Annotated in this window: 15 protein-coding genes and 3 pseudogenes; 7 read left to right on the forward strand and 11 right to left on the reverse strand. The window is 69.3% G+C overall.

Translation table 11 applies throughout. The features are described from left to right. Window positions 1-158: 158 nt before the first annotated feature. Window positions 159-3,368 (reverse strand): alpha-L-rhamnosidase, encoded by a 3,210-nt coding sequence (locus ACH4YP_RS29310; RefSeq protein ID WP_398493529.1) that lies wholly within the window; start codon window positions 3,366-3,368, stop codon window positions 159-161. Window positions 3,369-3,648: 280 nt separating this feature from the next. Continuing rightward, the gene (locus ACH4YP_RS29315; protein WP_398493531.1) at window positions 3,649-4,641 is read right to left on the reverse strand and encodes an ion transporter; all 993 of its coding nucleotides are present in this window, start codon (window positions 4,639-4,641) and stop codon (window positions 3,649-3,651) included. A 217-nt stretch (window positions 4,642-4,858) separates the two neighbouring features. Between ACH4YP_RS29315 and ACH4YP_RS29320 the strand changes: the two are divergent. Further along, window positions 4,859-5,725 (forward strand): annotated as a pseudogene (locus tag ACH4YP_RS29320) (GyrI-like domain-containing protein). 151 nt (window positions 5,726-5,876) lie between these two features. After that, a complete protein-coding gene (gene hemC / locus ACH4YP_RS29325) occupies window positions 5,877-6,812 on the forward strand; it encodes a hydroxymethylbilane synthase (RefSeq protein ID WP_361061121.1) in 936 nt (311 codons plus the stop codon). Between the two features lie 10 nt (window positions 6,813-6,822). Here hemC and ACH4YP_RS29330 read toward each other — a convergent pair whose 3' ends face one another. Continuing rightward, a complete protein-coding gene (locus ACH4YP_RS29330) occupies window positions 6,823-7,419 on the reverse strand; it encodes an MBL fold metallo-hydrolase (protein WP_398493533.1) in 597 nt (198 codons plus the stop codon). Between the two features lie 104 nt (window positions 7,420-7,523). Continuing rightward, window positions 7,524-7,783 (reverse strand): annotated as a pseudogene (locus ACH4YP_RS29335) (muconolactone Delta-isomerase family protein). Window positions 7,784-7,942: 159 nt separating this feature from the next. On the opposite strand from ACH4YP_RS29335, the pseudogene ACH4YP_RS29340 reads away from it, so the two are divergent. Then, a pseudogene (locus ACH4YP_RS29340) lies at window positions 7,943-8,038 on the forward strand (LysR family transcriptional regulator); the annotation flags it as partial. Window positions 8,039-8,344: 306 nt separating this feature from the next. Here the strand turns inward: ACH4YP_RS29340 and ACH4YP_RS29345 are convergent. The 3 genes from ACH4YP_RS29345 to ACH4YP_RS29355 form a co-directional block, all read right to left on the reverse strand. Next, entirely contained in the window at window positions 8,345-11,707 is a 3,363-nt protein-coding gene (locus tag ACH4YP_RS29345) for a glycosyl hydrolase (RefSeq protein WP_361061117.1), read from the reverse strand. A gap of 194 nt (window positions 11,708-11,901) precedes the next feature. Continuing rightward, window positions 11,902-12,492 (reverse strand): hypothetical protein, encoded by a 591-nt coding sequence (locus ACH4YP_RS29350; protein ID WP_398493535.1) that lies wholly within the window; start codon window positions 12,490-12,492, stop codon window positions 11,902-11,904. A 194-nt stretch (window positions 12,493-12,686) separates the two neighbouring features. Further along, entirely contained in the window at window positions 12,687-13,649 is a 963-nt protein-coding gene (locus ACH4YP_RS29355; RefSeq protein ID WP_398493537.1) for an SGNH/GDSL hydrolase family protein, read from the reverse strand. Window positions 13,650-14,072: 423 nt separating this feature from the next. Here ACH4YP_RS29355 and ACH4YP_RS29360 point away from each other — a divergent pair, with 423 nt between their 5' ends. Continuing rightward, window positions 14,073-14,633 (forward strand): GNAT family N-acetyltransferase, encoded by a 561-nt coding sequence (locus ACH4YP_RS29360; RefSeq protein WP_398493539.1) that lies wholly within the window; start codon window positions 14,073-14,075, stop codon window positions 14,631-14,633. Between the two features lie 105 nt (window positions 14,634-14,738). On the opposite strand, the gene ACH4YP_RS29365 is transcribed toward ACH4YP_RS29360, so the two are convergent. From ACH4YP_RS29365 to ACH4YP_RS29375, 3 genes are all read right to left on the reverse strand, one after another. Then, on the reverse strand, window positions 14,739-15,566 hold the full coding sequence (locus tag ACH4YP_RS29365) for an SAM-dependent methyltransferase (protein WP_361061112.1): 828 nt from the start codon (window positions 15,564-15,566) through the stop codon (window positions 14,739-14,741). Window positions 15,567-15,650: 84 nt separating this feature from the next. Then, on the reverse strand, window positions 15,651-15,902 hold the full coding sequence (locus ACH4YP_RS29370) for a DUF397 domain-containing protein (RefSeq protein ID WP_361061110.1): 252 nt from the start codon (window positions 15,900-15,902) through the stop codon (window positions 15,651-15,653). After that, a complete protein-coding gene (locus ACH4YP_RS29375) occupies window positions 15,899-16,771 on the reverse strand; it encodes a helix-turn-helix transcriptional regulator (RefSeq protein WP_361061108.1) in 873 nt (290 codons plus the stop codon). Before ACH4YP_RS29375 ends, ACH4YP_RS29370 begins: the two co-directional genes overlap by 4 nt. A 306-nt stretch (window positions 16,772-17,077) precedes the next feature. Here ACH4YP_RS29375 and ACH4YP_RS29380 point away from each other — a divergent pair, with 306 nt between their 5' ends. From ACH4YP_RS29380 to ACH4YP_RS29390, 3 genes are all read left to right on the forward strand, one after another. Further along, the gene (locus ACH4YP_RS29380; protein WP_361061106.1) at window positions 17,078-17,521 is read left to right on the forward strand and encodes an ATP-binding protein; all 444 of its coding nucleotides are present in this window, start codon (window positions 17,078-17,080) and stop codon (window positions 17,519-17,521) included. A 383-nt stretch (window positions 17,522-17,904) separates the two neighbouring features. Then, window positions 17,905-19,986, forward strand: a complete 2,082-nt coding sequence (locus ACH4YP_RS29385; protein WP_398493542.1) for a SpoIIE family protein phosphatase — start codon at window positions 17,905-17,907, stop codon at window positions 19,984-19,986. Between the two features lie 13 nt (window positions 19,987-19,999). Then, entirely contained in the window at window positions 20,000-20,542 is a 543-nt protein-coding gene (locus ACH4YP_RS29390) for a hypothetical protein (RefSeq protein WP_398493544.1), read from the forward strand. A 59-nt stretch (window positions 20,543-20,601) separates the two neighbouring features. Here ACH4YP_RS29390 and ACH4YP_RS29395 read toward each other — a convergent pair whose 3' ends face one another. Next, window positions 20,602-20,961: a nuclear transport factor 2 family protein gene (locus ACH4YP_RS29395; protein ID WP_361061100.1), complete on the reverse strand. Its 360-nt coding sequence runs from the start codon at window positions 20,959-20,961 to the stop codon at window positions 20,602-20,604. Window positions 20,962-20,998 lie beyond the last annotated feature (37 nt).

Below are 20,998 nucleotides of genomic sequence, written 5' to 3' on the forward strand. Positions count from 1 at the left end.
CGGGGGGGGGGGGCCCCCCCGCGGGGCCGGGGCGCTGCTGGCGGGGGCTGGGCCGGGCGGCTTTGATGCCCTTTCTTTTCCCGTCTCGGGGGGGGGGGGGGGGGGCCCCCCGGGCCCCCCCCGCGCCGACGTGTTCAGCCCTTCCGGGCAGACACGCGTTACGTCGTGAACCGGTGACTGCCGGAACCGACCCGGTACACCACGCTGCCATCCTCCTCGCGCAGGAAGGTCGCGCGGGTGTGGACGACCGCGTCCGGGCTGTCCGCGGGGATCCATACCTCGGCGGTCGTGTTGGCAGGCACCGTGCACGTCAGGACGAAGCCGCCGGACCGCTGTTGCCACCGCGTGGAGATCAGACCGTGGATCGAGGTGAACTTGGCTCGTGCGGAGGTGACATCACCGCCCGGACGGGGCCGGATGACGATCTCCCGGTAGCCGGGCCGGCCCGCCGAGATGCCGGCGATGTTCGTGTACATCCACTCGCCCACCGAGCCGTAGGCGTAGTGGTTGAAGGAGTTCATGTCCGGTGTCTGGAAGTCGCCGTCGGGCTCGATGGAGTCCCAGCGTTCCCACATCGTGGTGGCGCCCTTGTCGATCTGGTAGCCCCAACTGGGGAAGGAGCGCTGTTGGAGCAGCCGGTAGGCGACGTCGGTGTGCCCGGACTCGGTGAGGACGGGCAGCAGCCGGGGCGTACCGAGGAAGCCCGTCGACAGGTGCCAGTCCTTGGCCTCGATCAGCGCGACGAGCCGGTCGGCCGCCGCCTTCCGCAGGGCGTCCGGCACCAGGTTCATCGACAGGGAGAGGACGTACGCGGTCTGTGTGTCGCCCTTCACCTTGCCGTCGGCGGTGACGTAGGCGGCCTGGAACGCCTTGCGGACGCGTTCGAAGAGGTCGAGGTAGGGAGCGGGGTCCTTGCCGAGTTCCTTGGCCGTCCGGGCCGCGAGGTCGGCGCTGTGCGCGAAGTACGCGGTGGCGATGACGTCCTTCGGTGTCTCGTCCAGGATGTTGAGCCAGTCTCCGTACCCGCTGGCCGGCCGCAGCAGGCCGGTGCTGTTCTTCTCCAGGTACTTCAACCAGGCCTGGATGGACGTCCAGGCGTCCTCCAGCACCTGCCGGTCCCCGTACGCCTGGTACAGGGACCAGGGGACCGTGACGCCCGCGTCGCCCCATCCGGCGACGCCGTTGCCGATCGTCCCGACCATGGGCGCCACATCGGTGAAGGCACCCTCGGCGGTCTGTGCGTCACGCAGGTCCACGAGCCACTTGCTGAGGAAGCGGGCCGATTCCATGGTGTACGCGGCCGTGGGCGCGAAGACGTTGATGTCTCCCGTCCATCCCAGGCGTTCGTCGCGCGCGGGTGTGTCGGTCGGGATGGAGAGGAAGTTGCCGCGCTGCCCCCAAGTGATGTTGCTGTGCAGCTTGTTGAGCATCGGGACGTTCGTCTCGAACTCGAAGGTGAAGGGCGCCGCCGTGTGCATGACGCGGCCGGTCATGGCCTTCGCCGAGGGCGTGCCGGGGAACCCGGTCACCTCGACGTAACGGAACCCGTGGAAGGTGAAGCGCGGCTCGTACGTCTCCTCGCCACGGCCTTTGAGGATGTACGTGTCGGTGGCCGCGGCCGTGCGCAGGTTCGCGGTGTAGAGGGTGCCGTCCGGGTTGAGGACCTCGGCGTGTCTCAGCCGCACGGTTGTTCCCGCGGGGCCCGCGACCCGCAGCCGGACCGAGCCGACCATGTTCTGGCCCAGGTCGAAGACGAAGACTCCCGGCTTGGGTTCCGTCACCTTCTTGACCGGGAGTTCCCTGGCCACGCGGACCGCGCCGTCCACCTGGGCGACGATCAGGTCGGGAGCGGCCTCGCCTGCGGCGCGGACACCGAGCCATGTCCGGTCGTCGAAGCCGGGTGAGGTCCAGCCCGCGGTCTCCTTGCGGGCGTCATACGTCTCGCCGCCCAGCAGGTCGGCGGAGACGATGGGCCCGGAGGCGGCCCGCCACTGGGTGCCCGACATGATGCGCTCGCTCGTGCCGTCGGCGTACTCGACCTCCAACTGCGCCAGCAGCGCCGGGCGTTCACCGTACTGGTGAGGCCCGAACATGCCGACGTTGCCCGAGTACCAGCCCGGCGCCACGTACGCGCCGATGGCGTTTCCGCCGGCCCGTACGAGCTTGGTGACGTCGTACGTCTGGTACTGGACGCGTTCGCGGTAGTCGGTCCAGCCGGGGGCCAGCTCGTCGCGGCCCACGCGGCGGCCGTTGAGGTGGGCCTCGTACACGCCGAGGGCCGTGGCGTACAGGCGCGCTCGTGACACCTTCTTGCGCGGCAGCCGGAACTCGTGCCGCAGTTGGTTGGCGGCGTACACCACCGGGACGACCCTCCCCCACGGCCCGGCTCCCCACGCGGCTGCCTTCTTCGCCGCCGGCCAGCCGTTGTCGTCGAAGTCGGTGCCGCGCCAGTCGTCGGCGGGTTCCTTGTCCGTCGACTTCCAGGAGGTGTCGGTGACGATCTTCTGTTCGCCGGCGGGCGTCCGGACGGTCAGGACGGCGATCAGGCCGGCCGGTCCCACGCTCGCGTTGGTCGCCGAGACCGCGAGGACGTTCTTGCCGGAACGCACCTGGGCGAGTACGTCGAGGACGGCCGGGCGGCGCCAGCCGTCATGGTCCGTCGCCAGGTCGGTGCGGGCCACCTCGGTGCCGTTCACGGAGACGGCGTACACGTTGTCGACGGTGATGGCCAGGGTCGCCGACGTGACTCCGTCCGGGAGGTCGAAGGTGCGACGGAACCAACGGGTTGCCGCGGGCGCGCTGTTGGCCGGGTCGCCCTCGGGGAACCAGACCCAGTCACAGCCTTCGAGGGACGGCGCGTCCGTGAGTGCCGCGGGGGCGGAGATCCAGTCCGCGGACCACTGCGCGGCGCCCATGAGGCCGGTCTCCCACCACGCCGGCGCGCTCCAGCCGGACGCCTCGCCGTTGCCGTCCCACACACGTACCGACCAGAAGTAGCGTGTCCGCGGCTTGAGTTGAGGGCCCGCGTACGGAACGAGGGACGAATCGCCGGAGACGACCTTCCCGCTGTCCCAGACATCCGGGCGGGACAGGCGCGACTCGCTGGAGGCGACGCGGACCTGATAGGCGCTCTGGCGCGAGCCCGCCTTCTCCGAGGCCATCGGCCAGCTCAGGCGGGGGTGTTGTGCGTCCAGGCCCAGTGGATGCTGAACGTACTCGACGGTCGGCACGGTGACGCGCAGGGCGCCGCGCTGTGCGGACGCCTGAGCGGTTGCGGACGCGGGCGCGGCGACGGCCGGCCCTGCTCCGGCGGCAACACCGGCCACCGTGGCCGCCGCGCTCGCCAGGATGTTCCTCCTACTTATCACTGCAGGCCCCTAACGCAGAATGATGAATCGATTCACGCCGTTGGACGTAGGTGAACGTAGGGGCGTGCGAGGCATGGGTCAATGAGCGTGCAGGGATTTCTTGACGGGCAGTTGGATGAGGGTGCGTCTTCGGCTGGGTCCATTACGGCCACGACGGGGGACGATTGAACGGTTTCAATTCCCAGGGGATGCAGGCGTCGCATCAGGCGCGAGGCACCGATCCCGACACGTACACGACGGAACGCTCAGGGGCGGCGACGGCCCGCCTGGCGTGACGGCTTCAACCGGTTCTCGGTCCTGAGCAGTCATCCGGTACGCGGGCTCCCTCAGGAGTGACGGGTACGCGCTGGTCGAGGCCGGTGTCGTCCCCGCCGGGCGTGGGCCCGGGGAACCGTTGCAGGCTCGATTCGAGGTCGTCGAGGGCCCGGCGCGCGGCCATGATTCGCTCGCGCAGTTCGCGTCCGGCCTCCTCCGCCGTCGCGGCGGGCGGCTGTTCGGCCGGCCTGCGCGCCTCCTCCTGCTGCGACTCCTGCTCGCGCTCCAGTTCGCGGGCCTCGTCCAGCGAGCTGATGACGACTCCGATGAGGACGTTGACGAGAACGAAGGAGGCGAGCAGGACGTAGGAGGCGTAGTAGACGATGCTCCAGCGGGAGATCTCCAGACCGGCGCGAACCGCGTCGCCCAGGCCGTCCAGGGTCATCAGGAGGAAGAGGGTGAGCACGGCGCGGCCGAGGGAGCCGAAGTGCCCGGGGTCGTTGTCGGCGAAGAAGACCCAGCCCACCATCGCGTAGACGTACAGCAGCAGCGCGCCGATGAGCAGGAAGCTGAAGGTTCCGGGCAGGCTGCGGCCGACGGCGACGAGGAAGACGCGCAGTTGGGGCAGGAAGCGGGCCGTGCGCAGCACGCGGGCCAGGCGCAGCAGCCGTAGGATGGTGCCGTTCTCCCGGACGACGGGCAGGAACACGGAGACCACGACGGCCAGGTCGAAGAGGTTCCACGGGTCGCGGAAGAAGTCGCGCGGACGGTCGGCGTGCGCGCAGACCCGGAGCAGTATCTCGACCGTGAAGGCCACCAGAAAGCTGTGCTCGACGAACTTCAGCACCTCCTGCCAGCGGTGGACGACACCCGCGTAGGTCTCGACGCCGAGGACGACCGCGTTGGCGAGGATCAGCGCGAAGACCAGGATGGCGAACCAGCGGGCCTCGGTGAGGGCGCGACAGCGTTCGGCCAGGGCCTGGCGCGTGGTCAAGCCCGTGGTGGTGTCATCCGTCATCGCGCTTCCCGGCTCCCTCTCCTCAATACGTCAGCTTCCTCAAGTGCGTCAGCCTCGTCAGGTGCGTCAGCCGCTCCTCAGGTGCGTCATCCGCGTGCCGCTCGCAGAAGTGGATCTTAGAAGCCTCGTCGCGCCCGACCGAACCGGGCACAGGATGTTCGGGTCCGGCAGGGTGGGTCCTCCCTAGCGTTGGTGATCGAAAGGGAAGGAGACCGGGGTGCTGGAGCGGCTCAACCAGGCCATGGAACACATCGAGGGCCACCTCGATCAGCGCATCGAGGCGTCCGAACTGGCGCGGATCGCGGTGACGTCGGAGTACCACTTCCGGCGGCTGTTCTCAGCGCTGGCGGGGATTCCGCTGTCGGAGTACATCCGGCGCAGACGCCTGACGATCGCGGGTGCCGAGGTGCTGGCCGGTGAACGGACACTGCTGGAGATCGCGGTGCGTTACGGCTACTCGTCGGGGGAGGCGTTCGCGCGTGCGTTCCGCACGATGCACGGCGTCGGTCCCGGCGAGGCCAGGCGGGTCGGTGCGAGCCTGTAGTCCCAGCCCCGGATGTCCTTCCGACTCGTCGTCGAAGGGAGCAGCAGCATGCGGTACAGGGTCGTGGAGAAGGAGGAGTTCCGTGTGGTGGGCAGGAAGGCGCGCGTCCCCCTCGTGCATGAGGGGATGAACCCGGCGATCGCCGGGTTCATCCGGGGCATCGGCAAGGAGACGATCCAGCGCATCGAGCGGCTGTCCGATCAGCAACCGGAGGGCATCGTCTCGGTGAGCGACAATCTGGACGAGAGCCGCGCCGAGGGAACCGAACTCGACTACTACCACGGCGTGGTGACCCACGCCGCCGTGCCTGAGGACATGGACGCGCTCACCGTCCAGGCCGGGACCTGGGCCGTCTTCGAGAACTCCGGGCCGTTCCCGCAGGCGCTCCAGTACCTGTGGCGGGACGTGTTCACCCAGTGGTTCCCGTCCAATCCGTACCGGAGCCGGCCAGGGCCCGAGTTCCTGCGGACCCGGCTGTCGCAGGACGCCACGCACACGGACGCGGAGCTGTGGATCCCCGTGGAGCGGACCACGGTCTGAGAGTCGGCGCGCGGCCCGGGCCGGGGGGCGGGCCGTGCGCCGGCACGGCAGCCGGTTCCGCAGGCGCCGAGTCCGACGCCGTCCGCGCGTTCGGGTGGATGACGTTCTTGCGGATGACGGAACGGCGGCTCGAAGGGTCTATCGTGTCGGCATGTCCGTCCCTGAACTGATCCGTATCGTCTCGCGCGACTCGCCCATGGCGCTGGCCCAGGTGAAGCGCGTCCAAGGCGAACTGGCAGCGCTCCACCCGCACTTGCGCACCGAAGTGGTGCCCGTGAAGACGACCGGCGACAAGTGGATGGGCGATCTCGCCCAGGTCGAGGGCAAGGGTGCGTTCACCAAGGAGGTCGACGCGGCGCTGTTGGCCGGCGAGGCGGACCTGGCGGTGCACTGCGTCAAGGACGTGCCCGCCGACCGGCCGCTGCCGGCAGGCACCATGTTCGCCGCGTTCCTCAAGCGGGACGACATCCGCGACGCCCTCATCCATCCGGCCGGACTCACCCTCGACGAACTGCCGGACGGAACCCGGATCGGCACCTCCTCGGTGCGCCGCATCGCCCAGTTGGCCGCCTCCCACCCGCACCTCCAGTGCGTGCCGTTCCGCGGCAACGCCAACCGGCGCCTGGCCAAGCTCGCGGCCGGCGAGGCGGACGCGCTACTGCTCGCGGTCTCCGGTCTGGAGCGCATCGACCGCACCGATGTGATCAGCGAGATCCTCTCCCCCGAGACCATGATGCCGCCGATCGGCGCGGGCATCCTCGCCCTGCAGTGCCGCGAGGGCGACACGACGGTCATCGACACCGTCAGCGCGCTCGGCGACCCGGACACCCACCGCGAAGCCACTGCGGAGCGCATGTTCCTCCACGTCCTCCAGGGCCATTGCAACTCCCCGATCGCCGGCTACGCCACAGCCGCACGGAACGGCGAACTCTCCCTGCGCGCCTGCGTGTTCACCCCGGACGGCAAGACCCAGCTGAACGCCCACGAGTGGGCCGGCCCCCTCGACCCGGCCACTCTCGGCACGTCCGTCGCCGTGGCCCTGCTGCGCCAGGGAGCCCGGGACCTGATCGACGGCATCGCCCACTGACGGTTCGGGCTCAGAGCGATTCGCCGGGCGCCAGATAGCGGTAGCCGCTGTCGGTCGACTCGGCGAGCCAGACGTTGACGCTGTTGAGGCCGCGATCGTTGATCTGGGCGTCGTGTATCGGGAACGCCCTTTGTGGTTCGATCGCGTTGACGAAGTGGATCACCTCCGACATCTTCATCCACGATCCCTGGGCCGGGACCAGGAGTGTCTCGACCGGCTGCTCAGGGACGTGGAGCGAGTCACCGGGGTGGTGGAGCGACTCATCGACGATGTAGCCGAGGTTCGCGCAGTCCGGCTCGCCGTCGTAGATGAACGCGTGACGCCCGCCGACCGCTCGCACGCGGAAGCCGGCGGCGGTGAACTCGCTCCCGGAGGACACCCCGATGGTCTCCAGCTGTGGAATGTCCGCGTCGGCCGGTGCGTACACCGGCACGCCGAGCCCGGCCAGACCAAGGACATCGATGTGATCGGCGTGCTCGTGCGTGACCAGCACGGCGTCCGCTCCGATCAGGGCCGCCGGCTCGCTCCATGTCCCGGGATCGATGACCAGCACCCGGCCATCGTGTTCGAACCGGACACATGCGTGGATGTACTTCGTGATCCGCATGGCGTCCCAACGTACGCCGTATGCCCGCTGGTTCCAGGATCCCTACGCAGTCGAGTGCACGGTGGCGGTAGCCGCGAACGGGACTCGTGGCGTGTGGTGAGCCGTCACGGCGTGGCGTCGGTCCCGCCCGGGTCGTCGGGGTGGGACTGGGGTGCGGTGACCGTGAAGGTCATCCACGGGCGAAGCAGCAGCGTGCCGAGCACCTTCGCGTGGAGTTCCTCCTCGTCGGAGGCCCGCCGGATGCCGATGCTGCGCAGTTCGCCGACCGGGCGCGGACGGCTTCGGCCGCGCGTCGCCGGTCGACCTCGTCCTGGCTCGTTCCCTCGGGAACAGTGGTCGTGATCTCGACCAGGAACTCTCGCATGGTCCTGCTCCGCTCGATGGGTGTCCGGCGAGAACCGGAACGCCGCGATGGTGATCGCGTCCTGTGGCCGTCATCGTCCGCCCGCCACCAGGCCCGACGCCACGACCGGCTTCCTCGCTGCTGGTAGGTACAACTCCTACCGGACGTACGCCGGTCAGCGTGGAGTTGCGCCAACTGCGGTACTTCGTGGCGGTGGCCGAGGAGCTGCAATTCGGCCGGGCCGCCGAGCTGCCGATCCTCGTAGAACAGAACCTCGGAGCGGTGGGGCGCTGCCGAGCAGCCTCCGAAACCGTTCCACCATGTAGCGGACCGCATCGAGCATCACGCGGTGGCCCGCCCGCCCCCTCCAACCAGGCCGGAACAGGCCGGAACCGGCAGCGCCGCCCGGACGGCCTGCCACTCTGCCTCCGTCATGTCCGAGCCGTAGCACGGGGTGTGGTCCGGCCGGTCCGCAGCGTTACCGAACCTGTGCGCGAGGCAGTCACACGACAGGGACGGCACGTCGGACTCCACCCACGCGGACGCGAAAGACTGCGGCAACAGGGCCTCCTCCAGTACGACTCACGCGCGCCTCAGCGGTACCTCCACCGTCCGCGAAGGGTGCAGGATCACCGGCCCGATCAGCCCTGATGCGGCTGTCTCGCCGCGCGCGTTGGCTCCGGTGTTGGTTACCCGGACCTGCACGGTGTTGCGCCCTGGGCGCAGTGCATCAGTGACCTCGATCCGGTACGGGGTCCACAGTCGGGATCCAAGTGCCTTGCCATTGACCAGGATGCGGGCGACGTCGCGTACGACTCCAAGTTCCAGCGTCCAGCGACGGTCGGCCAGAGCCTCCGCGTCCATCTCGAAGGTCTTCTCGTAGTCGGCCGTTCCGGAGTGCCTTGGGTCCAGCTCGGTCCAAGAGCCCAGCGGCAGGGAAAGGGACTCGGCTCCATCACGGTCGAAGCGGAAGGCCCAGTTGCCGTCCAGCACGATCGCGGTGAGCGGATCGGTCACCTCAGTGCTTCCCTTGAAGGTGCGTCGTCCATCGGTCGCGGCTACCGTGACCTCGCCGGGCTTGGCCGCCACGACGGTCACGAGAGCGCCGTGTGACGTAGTGCGGATCTGCTGTACCGGAGCTGAGGACGAGGTGGCGTGGAGGGGTTGCCGAATGGTCGCCCTCACCACGACCAGCAGCGTCGCTCTGGCCTCGATCCGTATTTCCACAGCCGTGCCGTCCGTGCGCCGGCCGGGGAACGGGGCCGGGCGCCACACCCCCGCGGACGTGACGGTTCCGGTATCCGGGTCCCATATCTCCGGTGTGCCGGCCACCGGCAGCGTCAGGGTGGTCTCCGTGGCCGCCGCGTGTTCGTTGGTCACAACGAACGCCGTGTCATGGCCGTACTCCAGCCGTAGCACCCGCACGTTGCTGGTGTGCGGGGACACGACCGCCGCGGCGCAGCCGACGGACACCACCACCCCTGCCGCTGCCGCGCCATCGGGGACTCGGTGCGCCGACCTCTCGGCGAACAGCCGATCCAGTGCGCGGCGCAGGCCGGCGTGATCACCGCCGGCCTCGTGGTCGGGAAGATCTCCGACGGCCACGACCGTGCCTCCACCGTGCGCGAAGCGCCGCAGCGTTTCAACAGTGCCCAAGGCCAGCATGGGAGTCCGGGACAGCACCACAGCGCGGTACTCCTGGTGGCCGACGACCAGTCGTGTCCCGTCGGTCCGGGCGACGGCCCGTAGTGCTGGATCGTCGTCGAGTGATCCTTCGTCGAGGAAGTCGAAATCGACCTGGGAGTCCTCCAACGCGTGGGCAGTGGCAGTGAAGTCTTTGTCGAGTTGCCCCGCTAGGGATGTGTCCTGGTAGGCCTCAGCGGCTCGTTGGGGTTGCAGAAGAGCGGTGTGGGAGCGCGCAGGCGCCCGGCATGCCTCCATCAGGCGGCCGATCCAGTCGTTGAGCGGCTGCGAATGGTCCCACCAGGGGTTCACTGGCTGGAACGGCGGCGGGTACACAATCTGCTTCTCGTTGCTGAAACTGGCGTGCAGAAGGGTGTGGTTGACGCCGCGTACGGCGAACGCGCCGACCACCTCGCGTGTCAGAGCCGGTGTGACCGACCAGCCGGTGGCTCCCATCGCCTCAAGGTAGACGCGTTCCTTGCCGAGTTGGTGGGCGGCGCTGGCGGGCCAACGGGACATAGTGCGGTGGTATCCGCGCTGGTAGTGGTCGGCGATCAGGTCTGTTCCGGGGATCTGCGCCCACTGATTGCTCGTGTTCAGGTTGCCGGAACTGCGTATCTGCTCCGCCGGGCCATATTCGTCCCACAAGGGGTTGGAGATGAAACGCAGCCCCCTTTTCGCCATCCAGGCTCCCTGGCGGCGGTAGTAGGCGGCGGCGTAGCGGTTTGAAACCGCGCGCCAATAAACCCCGCGCAGCGGACCGCCGTTGGCTCCGAGGGTGGTCAGGGCAGCGGCCAGTGCCGGGCCGGGTTTGGCGCCGAGCCGGTCGAGTTCCTGTTCCAACGTCGTCGACCAGGGGAGGGCGTTCAACGACCGTGAGTCGGCCGAGGCGAGGAACGGCTCGTCGTCGGCGAAGCCACGCAGTACGGTTCCGACCGCCCACGGGAACCGGCGGATGTATTCGCCGGGGATGGTGTCAAGGAACAGGTCGACGGCCTTGTCGTCGAGCAGGTTCAGGTAGTTGCGGGTGGAATCCGCGTTCTGAGCCAGCTCCCGCAGGGGGAACAGCGCGACGTGCCACTGCCCGCTGGGGGCAGTCCATGTGTCCCGCGCGCGTGCCTCGTCAGTGAGGTCGATCAGACTGTCCGTGGACGTCGCGCCCTTCGGCCAGGCTGCTGCGCCGACCATCGGAGGGGGCTCGGGCAGGAGGAAGGCATCGAGCGCGTCCGGGCTGTCGAATGTCTGGCTGTACAGCTGATCGCCGTCGGCATCGCGTACGGACAGGGCATCCCATGCGGAGCGCTGGCTCGCGGTGGCCCTCACGCCCACACGACCGGCGACAACAGCGTTGTCCTCACGGGGCGGGAGGCTTCTCCCGTCCAGGGAAATCTGTACTTGAGAACCCCGCAGTACTACGTCCAACTGGTGGGGAACCGCCGGGTCGAACCCGCTGCTGGGCTCGCCCCGGTGCAGAAGGTCGAACCGGCCGGCACGCTGACGCCACAGATCCACGGCCCCGTCCGAACGCAGGTCCACCAGCAGGCCGTTGACCTCGTCCGTGCTGCGAACCATGAGCCCCGCGGTGGCCTGCTCGATCCGGACAACCGCGTGCACGTCGTAGTCACGCCACTCGGACCCATTGCGCAGCAAGGTCACCCCATCGTGCACCCGTGCATCGACCAGCAGGTGACCGTCGACGACCGAGAGGGGTTGCGCGACGAGCCGGACAGTGGTCCCGCCCGGCACGTCCAACTGCGTCACTCCGACACCCTTCAGCCCGAATTCCGGCCGCGGGGGCAGGACCCGGTCGCCCACCCGACCGCCTGCGACGACGAGTCCGCCTGCCCGGCCGCTCGGGAAATAGTCGTCGTTGAACAACCACATGTGCATGCCATGGCGTTGAGCCTCACGCAGGGCGACGCCGATGAGAGAGAACCATGCCTCACTGAAGAAGCGGGGCTGCAGTTCCTCGGTCTCGAAGGGGAAGACAAGCACCTCGTGGATGCCCTTGTCACGCATGTCGGCGAGCTGGGCGCGGACCAGGTCGTCGGTGACAGTGCCGTTCCAGAACCACAGGATCGTGGGCCTGCTGTCGGAACGGGGGTGGGCAAAGCGATCCACCCGGGCATCGTCGACGGATGCGGCCGAGGCGGCGGCAGCCGGCTCAGCCGCTGCCAACGGGGCGGACGCGGCCAGTGCGACAGCACCGGCCAGGGCGAGCACGGTGCGCCGGGAGGGTTCGGCACCGTCATTGGTAGTCACGATCTCAACGGCACTTCTGTCGTTCATCGTTGCTCCACAGGGCGAGAGGACCGAGGCGCAGGACAACGCAAGGCACTTCCGAAGCAGTTCGTACTCCCGGGCCACATGACGACGGGGACTGCACACACAGGAAGCACCACGACCATTGAAACGTTTCACGTTACCTTAGGGGTGCATGTTGCTGCCGTCAACAGTTACGAGTTGGTGTTCAGCAGACATTGAGCGGCCTGCAGACAGCGCCCCTTCTCGCCCGCAACGGCCACGAGGTGACAGTCCCGGAACGCGATCCGCGGCCCCCGCCGCCCGATGCGGAACCCGCGTGGTCGCGGCGACTGCGCCCCGGTATCGCCCAGTTGCACCAAACCCGCCTCCCGCTCGCGCGATGGCTTCAGCCGGCCGAGGCCCATCCGCCGGACCTGGTCCGGGAGATGACGGAGGCAGGCGCCGTCCGGATGAACGTGCCGGCGCCCGAGCCGGCCTTCCGTGGTCCGCCGATGACCGGGGACGAACGGTTCGACACCCTCGCCGCCCGGCGCTCCCTGCTCGAATCCGCCGTGACGCGCGTCGCCGAGATGGACGCACACGCGACGGGTACCTCCTACCGGAACCCGGAGTGGACCCGCGCGAAAGCACTCGCCCTGCTCGCCCTGCTCGCCCAGCGGGACACCGACGCACTGCGCGCGGAACGATCCGCCGCCCATCTCCTGCCCGGCGCCCGCGAGGCGCTGCGTGTTCCGGGCCTCGCCGACGCGGTCACCCGGCTCGTCCCCGAGGTGGAGCAGCACATGCCACCCGGTCCCTCACGGGCCGACCTCCTCAAGGCCATCCGCTCCCAGTGCCGTGACGCGACTCGTCGCAGTGCTGGAGGCCGAACAACGCCGAGGTGTCCGGTCGGCGCCCGGCTCGGGCGCACAAGGGCGGGGAGCCGTACCCGGGCATCGGCCCGGGTGCGGCTCCCCACGAGGATGCCGGATGCGGCTCAGTTCACGCCCAGGGCGTTCAGAATCGCCACGGAGACCTCGTCGGCGGCGTTCTTGTGGCCCTTGGCATTGGGGTGCACGAAGGCCACATCGCTCGGGAACGTGGTGAAGACGCCCTCCACCCACTTGCCCGCGTCGCAGACGCTGTGGTTCCCGGAGGAGGGAGCGAGGTCGACGAACGTGTCCCCGTGCTCACCGGCCGTCTTCTCGATGGCGGCATTGAGCGGTTTCAGGACGTCGTCACGCAGCCAGTCCAGGTCTCCCGGGGTGATCGAGGCGAACTGCTCCCAGTCGTTGTACCGGCACTTGGAGGTGTCCTCGGGGATGACCGTGGGGTATCCGACGTTCACGATCTTGGCGTGCGGGGCGCGCTCGTGCAGGGTGGCGAGCATCTCGTCGTAGTCCTCGCCCACCCTGGTCAGCCGGGCGGGGATGTTGTCGGCGAGGTCGTCCCGGCACGGCGTGCCGACGCCGCCGCTGCCATCGCCGAGTTGCAGGCAGGTGAAGAGGATTTCGGCGAACCCGAGGGTGTTGCCGCCGACTCCGACAGTGACCACGTCGGTGCCGGGGTTCACCGCCTCGGACTGCGGAGGCACCGGCGGGAACGGGTAGTCCGGGTCCTCGGAGAACGGCGGCAGGTGGCGGCCGATCGGCTGCTGAGCGTTGAAGGTGACGTCCTCGATGGTGGCGGCGCCGCAGCTGACGTTCGTCAGATCGATCAGGGAGCCCAGATCGCGGTCGATGACCTGCGGGTACGACAGGCCGGTGCGCTCGCAGCCGTCACGGGGGACTTCGAACGTCTCGCCCGCTGCCGGGATGACCCCGGCGGTGTAGGAGTCGCCCAGGGCGACCCAGTCGTAGGCCGCCGCGGCTGCCGGGGTTGCGCCGGCGAGTTGTACGGGGACGAGGGCGGCTGCGGCGAGAGCCGCGGCGGAGCCCAGTACGGCCAGCCTGGTGCGCACGTTTACCACGAATCCTCCAGAGATACGGTTTTGACGGCGCTATGACCGTACGAGGATCGTCACTTACCGCACTAGATCCGATACGGACAGTCACAGCCCGTTGGATCTCTTGGGTATCCCCGACCACTGGTGGCGTGTTCTGAACAGGTGAGCTCCGCATCCGGACCGAGCACGCCACTCTGGTGACAGATCCGGCACAGTGTTTGATCGCCGCAATGGGCTCCCGGGCAGTTCGCCGAATTCTGGCCCGCCGCCTGAACCCCGCCCGTTGTCCTGTTCACGCCCACCGACCGGCTCGGGCTCCGACCGCCGGAGCCCTGATCGCCTGGGCCCGGGTCGTACTGCCCGGCCGCCCCGCCCCCCGGTGCCACGTTTCCCGAAAATCCGGTGGCGGCCCCGTCCGGCGGCGGTGACGATCACGGCATGGGCATCTCCCTGGAGACCGACCGGCTCGTGCTGCGGCCGTTCACCGCCGACGACGTCGACCAGCTGCTCGCGCTGGACGGCGATCCCGACGTCATGCGCTTCATCAACGGTGGCCGTCCGGTGAGCCGTGAGGAGATCCGGGCGAAGACCCTGCCACGGCTCCTGCACGACCACCCGGGCCTCGGGACGCGCGGCTACTGGGCCGTCGAGGAGAAGGCCACCGGGCTGTTCCTGGGCTGGTTCGAATTCCGGCCGCTGGACGAGGACAGCGCTGCCGTGGTCGAACTCGGCTACCGGCTCAACAAGGCGGCCTGGGGCCGCGGTTACGCCACCGAGGGGTCGCGGGCCCTCATCGACAAGGGCTTCGCCGACCTCGGCGTCGAGCGGGTCACCGCGAACACCATGACGGTGAACACGGGATCCCGGCGGGTGATGGAGAAGGCGGGCCTGTCCTTCGTCCGGACCTTCACCCAGGACTGGCCGGACGCGCTCGCGGGCTCCGAGCACGGCGAGGTCGAGTACGAACTCACCCGGACCGAGTGGCAGCGACAGCGGTAGGCGTCCGTGGACCGTGGCGGCCCACCGGACGCATCCCTCGCACCACACCGTCACGGGTGAGCGTCACAACGGCACCGGCAGCCCGGCCGTCGTCACACCGCCCCGCTACGGCTTGACGCCCACCCCGGTCCACAGGCTGACCTCGGCGTCCGTCGGCCGGTGCTCCGAGGCAGCGTTGTCATCCTGTGCGTCGGGGCGCCAGCGGTGGCCGACGGTGACGCCGGGGTCGAGGAGATCGAGGCCGTCGAAGAAGCGGGCGACGTCCTTCTGGGAACGGAACTGCACGGGCGTGCCGGCGCCCGTGTAGATCGCGGTGACCTTCTCCCAGGTGGGCGGGTCGAAGTCGGGCGTGCAGTGGCTCAGGGCCAGGGCGCTGCCGGAGGGCAGGACGTCCAGCAGGCGGCCGACGATCCCGTACGGGTCCTGGGCGTCGGTGATGAAGTGCATCAGGGCGTTCAGGGACAGCGCCACGGGCCGGCCCAGGTCCAGCACGTCGGCCAACTCGGGGGCGTTCAGGAGTGATTCGGGGTCGTTGGCGTCCGCCTCGATGTACGTGGTGCGGCCCTGGGGGGTGCTGCGCATCAGGCGCTCGGCGTACTTGAGGACGAGGGGGTCGTTGTCGGCGTAGACCACTCTGGCCTCGGGGACCACGCTCTGGGCGACCTGGTGGAGGTTCGGCTCGGTGGGGATGCCGGTGCCGATGTCGAGCCACTGGCGGATGCCGTGCTCCCGTGCGAGGACCCGGGTGGCGCGGTGCATGAAGGCCCGGTTCTCCCGGGCGCACACGAAGATGCCGGGATAGGCCTTCGCGACCGTCTCCGCCGCCTGCTTGTCGATGTCGAAGTGGTCCTTGCCGCCCAGGTAGTAGTCGTACATGCGGGCGGAGTGCGGCCTGCTGGTGTCGATGCCCCGCGCGGCCTGGGAGTTGCTCATTCTTGCCCCTTCAGTGGTGTACGTCGGCGTGCCGGGCAGGTCGCAGCCTGGGTCGGCCCGGGTTCTTCCCGTTCGTGCTGTGGTTCAGCCGGCCGCCAGATGATCGGCGAGGCCCTTCTTGACGCCGGCGACGAACGCGGCGATCTCCTGCGGTGTGTAGATCAGCGCGGGACCGGCCGGATCGGTCGACTGCCGCAGCGCCACACGGCCGTCGGCGAGTTGCTTCGTCTCCACGCACTGCCCCCCGTTGGGGCCGCTCCACGGACGCTCCCAGCCGTGCTCGCCGAGTTCCGACGCGGGCATTCCGTTGTACACACTTCCGTCGGTGGTGGTCATGAGTACTCCTTGCGCATGCGGTTCAACAGGGCCTTGCTGTCCGCGGACGAGGTGAGCAAGGACATCCGGTTGTGCGCCTCCAGATGACCGGCGACGTCGGAACGCTGGTCCAGGTACACGGAGGCGGAGAGGATCTCGCTGTAGACGATGTCCGGCAGTTCCCGCTCCTCGAACCGGAAGTAGGTGAAGGGGGCGCAGGCCCCGACGTGTGACCCCGCGGTGAACGGCACCACGTCGACGCTCACATGCTCCAGCTCCGAGACCTCCAGGAGCCGCTCGATCTGCTCCCGCATCACCTCGGCACCACCCACCACCCGGTGCAGTACGGTCTCCTCCATCACGACCCACAACGTGGGCGCGTCGGGTCTCTCCAGCAGACCCTGCCGCCGCAGCCGCAGGTCGACCCGCCGCCCCAGGTCCTCGCAGCTCTCGTTCGGGAAGCCCCCTCGCAGCACGGCACGCGCGTAGTTGTACGTCTGCAGCAGCCCGGTGACGTAGTGCGGCTCATAGGTGCGCAGTGTCTTGGCGCCGGTCTCCAGGCTCACATACGCGCTGAACCAGTCGGGCACCACATCGCGGTACGCGTGCCACCAGCCGGGCTCGTTGGCCCGCTCGGCCAGGGTGACGAACTCGTCGACCTCCTGCTGCGCGGCCCCGTAGGTCTGCAGCAGTTTCTCCACATAGAGGGTCTTGAGCGCGACCTCCGCCTTCTCCAGCCGGCGGATGGTCAGCGGCTTCACGTGCAGGGCCTTCGCCGCGTCCTCCAGCGACACTCCCGCGCCCTGCCGCAACTCCTGCAGCCGCTTTCCCAGGATCATGCGGAGAACAGTCGGCGCACTGGTGCCGACGCCCGAACGTGCTTCGCTCACGCCCTACCTCCTGAGGAACTGTCACCGCTACGAGTCTGACAGCGACTTGCTGATGGCACCAGCCGGATATCGCCTTCGTGAAATTATCAGGGAGATGGTTGCAGCGTGAACTGAGCTACGAGCATAGTTAGTTCTGTGAGCGATCCCACCGAACGCACGCACATCGTCGTCAACACCCGCCACGCCCCGTGGAGTTGGCGCACCTCAGCGTTCGGACCGCAGACCGCCGGAACACCCCTCCGGACGGAGCCCATGGTCGCGAGCCCCAACTCTCCCAGCGCTCCTCCCTGTTGGAAGGCAACCACCGTGTCCCCCCACACGACTCCCTCCCTTAGGTTCTTAGGCTCCACGAGTCCGGACACACACTGGATCGAACTCCCGGCGCACCGGACCAGCGTCAAGGTCGCCCGCAACACGCTGGGCGAGCGGCTCACCGCGTGGCGCCTGCCCTGCGAGTTGCGTGAGGACGCCGTACTGCTCCTGTCCGAGCTGACCACGAACGCCGTGCTGCACACGGTCAGTACGCGGATTCTGTGCGGCGTCGGCCTCATGGCGGCGGGGGGCCTGCGCCTGGAGGTGCACGACCAGGACCGCTCGGGCCGCCTCCTGCCCCGATGCGATCCGGGCCCCGACGACGAGAACGGGCGCGGGCTGCTCCTCGTGCAGCACATAGCCCACACCTGGGGAGTCGACCGCTCCACGCTCACCGGAGGCCACGCGGTCTGGGCGACCCTGACCGAAGGCGTCTGAACCCACCGGGTTCGAGACCCCTCCCGGATGCCGGCGGGCACGGCCCCCGCCGGCATCCACCGCACCCCTGCCAAGTCGGACTCACCGGAAGCGCACCCCCAGGTCCGCACGGTCCGCGACCTCTCCCATGCGGTCAGTAACCACTGTGACGTCTGAGGCCCCTGCTCACGCTGTCGGAGTGGTGGCCCGCGCCGAGACGCGATGCCCCGTGCCCGGATCTCCCCGCCATTTCCATGACGTCTTCGCCGGACAACCACTGCTGTGTTGGGAGATGGTGAAGGCAGACGAGAACGGCACCGGAGGAAACGGTGGGCACGATAGAACAGGGGACAGTCGGCACAGGGAACGGCGTGCCGCGTAAACGGGCGAAAGCGGTGCCTGCAATGAGCGCAGCCGGAATTCCCGTGTCCGAGGACGACGAGCGGGTCCGCGGGCCGTTACGGCCGAGCGCGCTGCTGGACGTGCTCGGCGTGGCCTCGGTGGTGCTGGACGCCGAGGGGCGCGTCGTGCTGTGGAGCCCGCAGGCCGAGGAACTGTTCGGCTACACGGCCCTGGACGCGCTGGGCGAGTACGCGGCCCGGTTGATGGTGCACGATCAGCACGTCGACCTGGCCGTCAAGCTGTTCACCGACGTCATGGACACCGGTCGGGGCTGGGCCGGCGGCTTTCCCGTCCGGCACAAGGATGGCACCACGCGGCTCGTGGAGTTCCGGAACATGCGGCTCCTGGACGACCGCGGTGGCGTCTACGCCCTGGGACTCGCCGCCGATCAGTCGACGGTGCACCGCCTCGAACGGGATGTCGCGCTGTCCGTACAGATGGTCTCGCAGTCCCCGATCGGGCTGGCGGTCCTGGACAGGGACCTGCGGTACGTGTCGGTCAACCCGGCCCTGGAGCGGATGAACGGCATCTCCGCCGCGGCGCACGTCGGCCGGACGATCCGCGAGGCCCTGCCGTTCCTGGACGCCGAGGCCATAGAGTCCGCGGCACGCCAGGTGCTCGACACCGGCGTCCCTGTCGTCGAACAGCCCACGGTCGGCCGGACCCCGGCCGACCCGAACGAGGACCACGCCTGGTCGGCCTCGTACTACCGGCTGGAGGACTCCCTGCAGACCGTGCTGGGGGTCGCCGTCTCGGTCGTCGACGTGACCGAGCGGCACCGCTCGGCGATCGAGGCGGAGACCGCACGACGACGCCTCACGGTCATCGCCGACGCCTCCGCCCGTATCGGCACCACGCTGGAGCTGGACCGCACCGCCCGTGAACTCGCCGACGTCGCCGTGCCGGAGCTCGCCGACATCGCGTCCGTCGACCTGCTGGAGGCGGTGGTGGAAGGCCGCCGCAGCGACCTCGGCCCCACGGAGCCCACCCTGATCCGCACTCTGGCCGTCCGGACCGATCACACCGCCACCGAGGCCCCTGACGAGGCCGCACCTCGCGGACAGGTGGCCCGGTACGGCTCCGACCGCCTCGTCACCCAGTGCATACGTACGGGCCGCCCGGTCATGGTGTCGCAGGTGAAGGACGACGACCTGCTCCGTATCGCCCAGGACCCCCAGGCCGCCGTGCTTCTGGGCCGGGCGGGCGTCCACTCGTACCTGGCGGTGCCGTTGGTCGCGCGCGGCGAGGTGCTCGGCGCCCTGGATCTCAAGCGGACCCGCGACCCGCGGCCCTTCAGCAACGACGACCTCGTACTGGCCCGGGAGCTGGCCGCCCGTGCGGCCGTGCAGATCGACAACGCCCGTTGGTACCAGAACGCCCGCAACACCGCCGTCGCGCTGCAGCGCAGCCTGCTGCCCAGCCACCCGCGTATGACCGCCGGGCTGGAGGTCGCCTCCCGCTACCAGCCGGCGGGAGCGGCCGGTGAGGTGGGCGGCGACTGGTTCGACGTACTCCCCCTCGACGGCGACAAGACCGCGCTCGTCGTGGGCGACGTGATGGGCAGCGGCATCAACGCGGCCGCGGCCATGGGCCGTCTGCGCACCGCGACGAGCACCCTGGCCTCGCTCGACCTCGATCCCGCCCGGCTCCTGGAACACCTCGACAAGACCACCGGGGGCCTGGACGAGTCCATCGCCACCTGCGTGTACGCCGTCTACGACCCCCACAAGCACCAGTGCAGGATCGCCAACGCCGGGCATCTGCCGCCGGTCCGCATCCGCGCCGGCCACCCTCCTGAACTGCTCGACCTGCCCACCGGGGCGCCGCTGGGCGTGGGCGGCGTCGCCTTCTCCACGACCACCGTCGACCTCGCTCCCGGCGACCAGCTCGTGTTCTACACCGACGGGCTCGTCGAAACGCGCCAGCACGACCTCGACGACCGACTGAACACGCTCCTGGGCCTCCTCGACGACCCCACACGCCCCCTGGAGGACGTCTGCGACCTCCTCCTGAGCACCCTGCACCACCCCGACAACCACGACGACGTGGCCCTGCTCATCGCCCGCGCCCAGCCACAGGCGTAAGGATCCCTCGCCCATGACCAGCCTCGCCCAGTTGCGCAGGACGGCGCTCTCGCTCCCCGAGACGGCGGAGCGAGACATCGGCCCCGGCACGAAGTCGTTCACCGTGCGCGACAAGCGGTTCGCCTCGATGGACGAGGACGACCACGTGCGGCTTCACCTCCCCGTGGCGGACGCGGACGAGGTCCTTGCCGCGCACCCGACCGCCGAGCGGCTGACCCGCGGTGAGACGCCCATCGGCGTACGCCTTCCGATCGGTGACATCAACGGTCAGCAGCTCAACCACTGGGTATGTCGCGCCTGGCTCGCGCACGCACCGAAGCGACTGGCGGTGCAGGCCGAAGCTGCGGACACGGCGGCTGCCGGTGAGGTCGGCGACCTGCCCAGGGCCATCGGAAGTCCCGCCACCCGGGCGCTCGCCGCCGTCGGCATCACCACGCTCTCCCAGGTCGCCGAAATGAGCGAGGCCGAGCTGCTGGCCATGCACGGGGTCGGCCCGAAGGCCGTTCGCCTCCTCGGCGAGGCACTCATCGCGACGGGACACCAACCCAAGGACTGACGCGAGCGCCGCAATGGCCGCTCGGCCGACCACGGATGGCACACGGCGGGTGTGCGGTCTCAGGGTTCGATGACGAGGCGTTCGACGAGGCCCTCGCGGAGCGTGAACCGGTAGTGCAGATCTACGGTGCCGCCGGGGAAGTCGCCTTCGAGGTGCTGGGTGGCGATGTAGTGGTCCGCGTCGGTCTGCTGGGCGTCGGTGAGCTCGACGGTGTAGGTGAACTCGGTGGCGGCCCGACCCAGCCACCCCTCGATCGCCGCCGTGCCCTCGTAGGTGCGGCCGTCGTCGACCACCGTGGCGTCGACGGTGAACGCCGTGACCGCAGTCGCGGTGTCGTGGTCGCGGTGCGCCGTCAGATAGCGGGTGATCGCCTCAGGCAGGGCATCCAGGGCGATGGTCCGGGGCTCGGTGTCGTGCATGACGCTCCTCGTGGAGGGGGGTGAACGGTGGTGCCGG

Source organism: Streptomyces sp. NPDC020747, from assembly GCF_044334695.1.
GTDB lineage: Bacteria > Actinomycetota > Actinomycetes > Streptomycetales > Streptomycetaceae > Streptomyces.

Coding starts and splice junctions, on each gene's coding strand:
- ACH4YP_RS29315 (WP_398493531.1), bottom strand. CDS start 4,641: ATGACGGATGACACCACCACGGGCTTGACCACGCGCCAGGCCCTGGCC.
- ACH4YP_RS29360 (WP_398493539.1), top strand. CDS start 14,073: ATGGGCATCTCCCTGGAGACCGACCGGCTCGTGCTGCGGCCGTTCACC.
- hemC (WP_361061121.1), top strand. CDS start 5,877: ATGTCCGTCCCTGAACTGATCCGTATCGTCTCGCGCGACTCGCCCATG.
- ACH4YP_RS29330 (WP_398493533.1), bottom strand. CDS start 7,419: ATGCGGATCACGAAGTACATCCACGCATGTGTCCGGTTCGAACACGAT.
- ACH4YP_RS29395 (WP_361061100.1), bottom strand. CDS start 20,961: ATGCACGACACCGAGCCCCGGACCATCGCCCTGGATGCCCTGCCTGAG.
- ACH4YP_RS29370 (WP_361061110.1), bottom strand. CDS start 15,902: ATGACCACCACCGACGGAAGTGTGTACAACGGAATGCCCGCGTCGGAA.
- ACH4YP_RS29365 (WP_361061112.1), bottom strand. CDS start 15,566: ATGAGCAACTCCCAGGCCGCGCGGGGCATCGACACCAGCAGGCCGCAC.
- ACH4YP_RS29385 (WP_398493542.1), top strand. CDS start 17,905: ATGAGCGCAGCCGGAATTCCCGTGTCCGAGGACGACGAGCGGGTCCGC.
- ACH4YP_RS29390 (WP_398493544.1), top strand. CDS start 20,000: ATGACCAGCCTCGCCCAGTTGCGCAGGACGGCGCTCTCGCTCCCCGAG.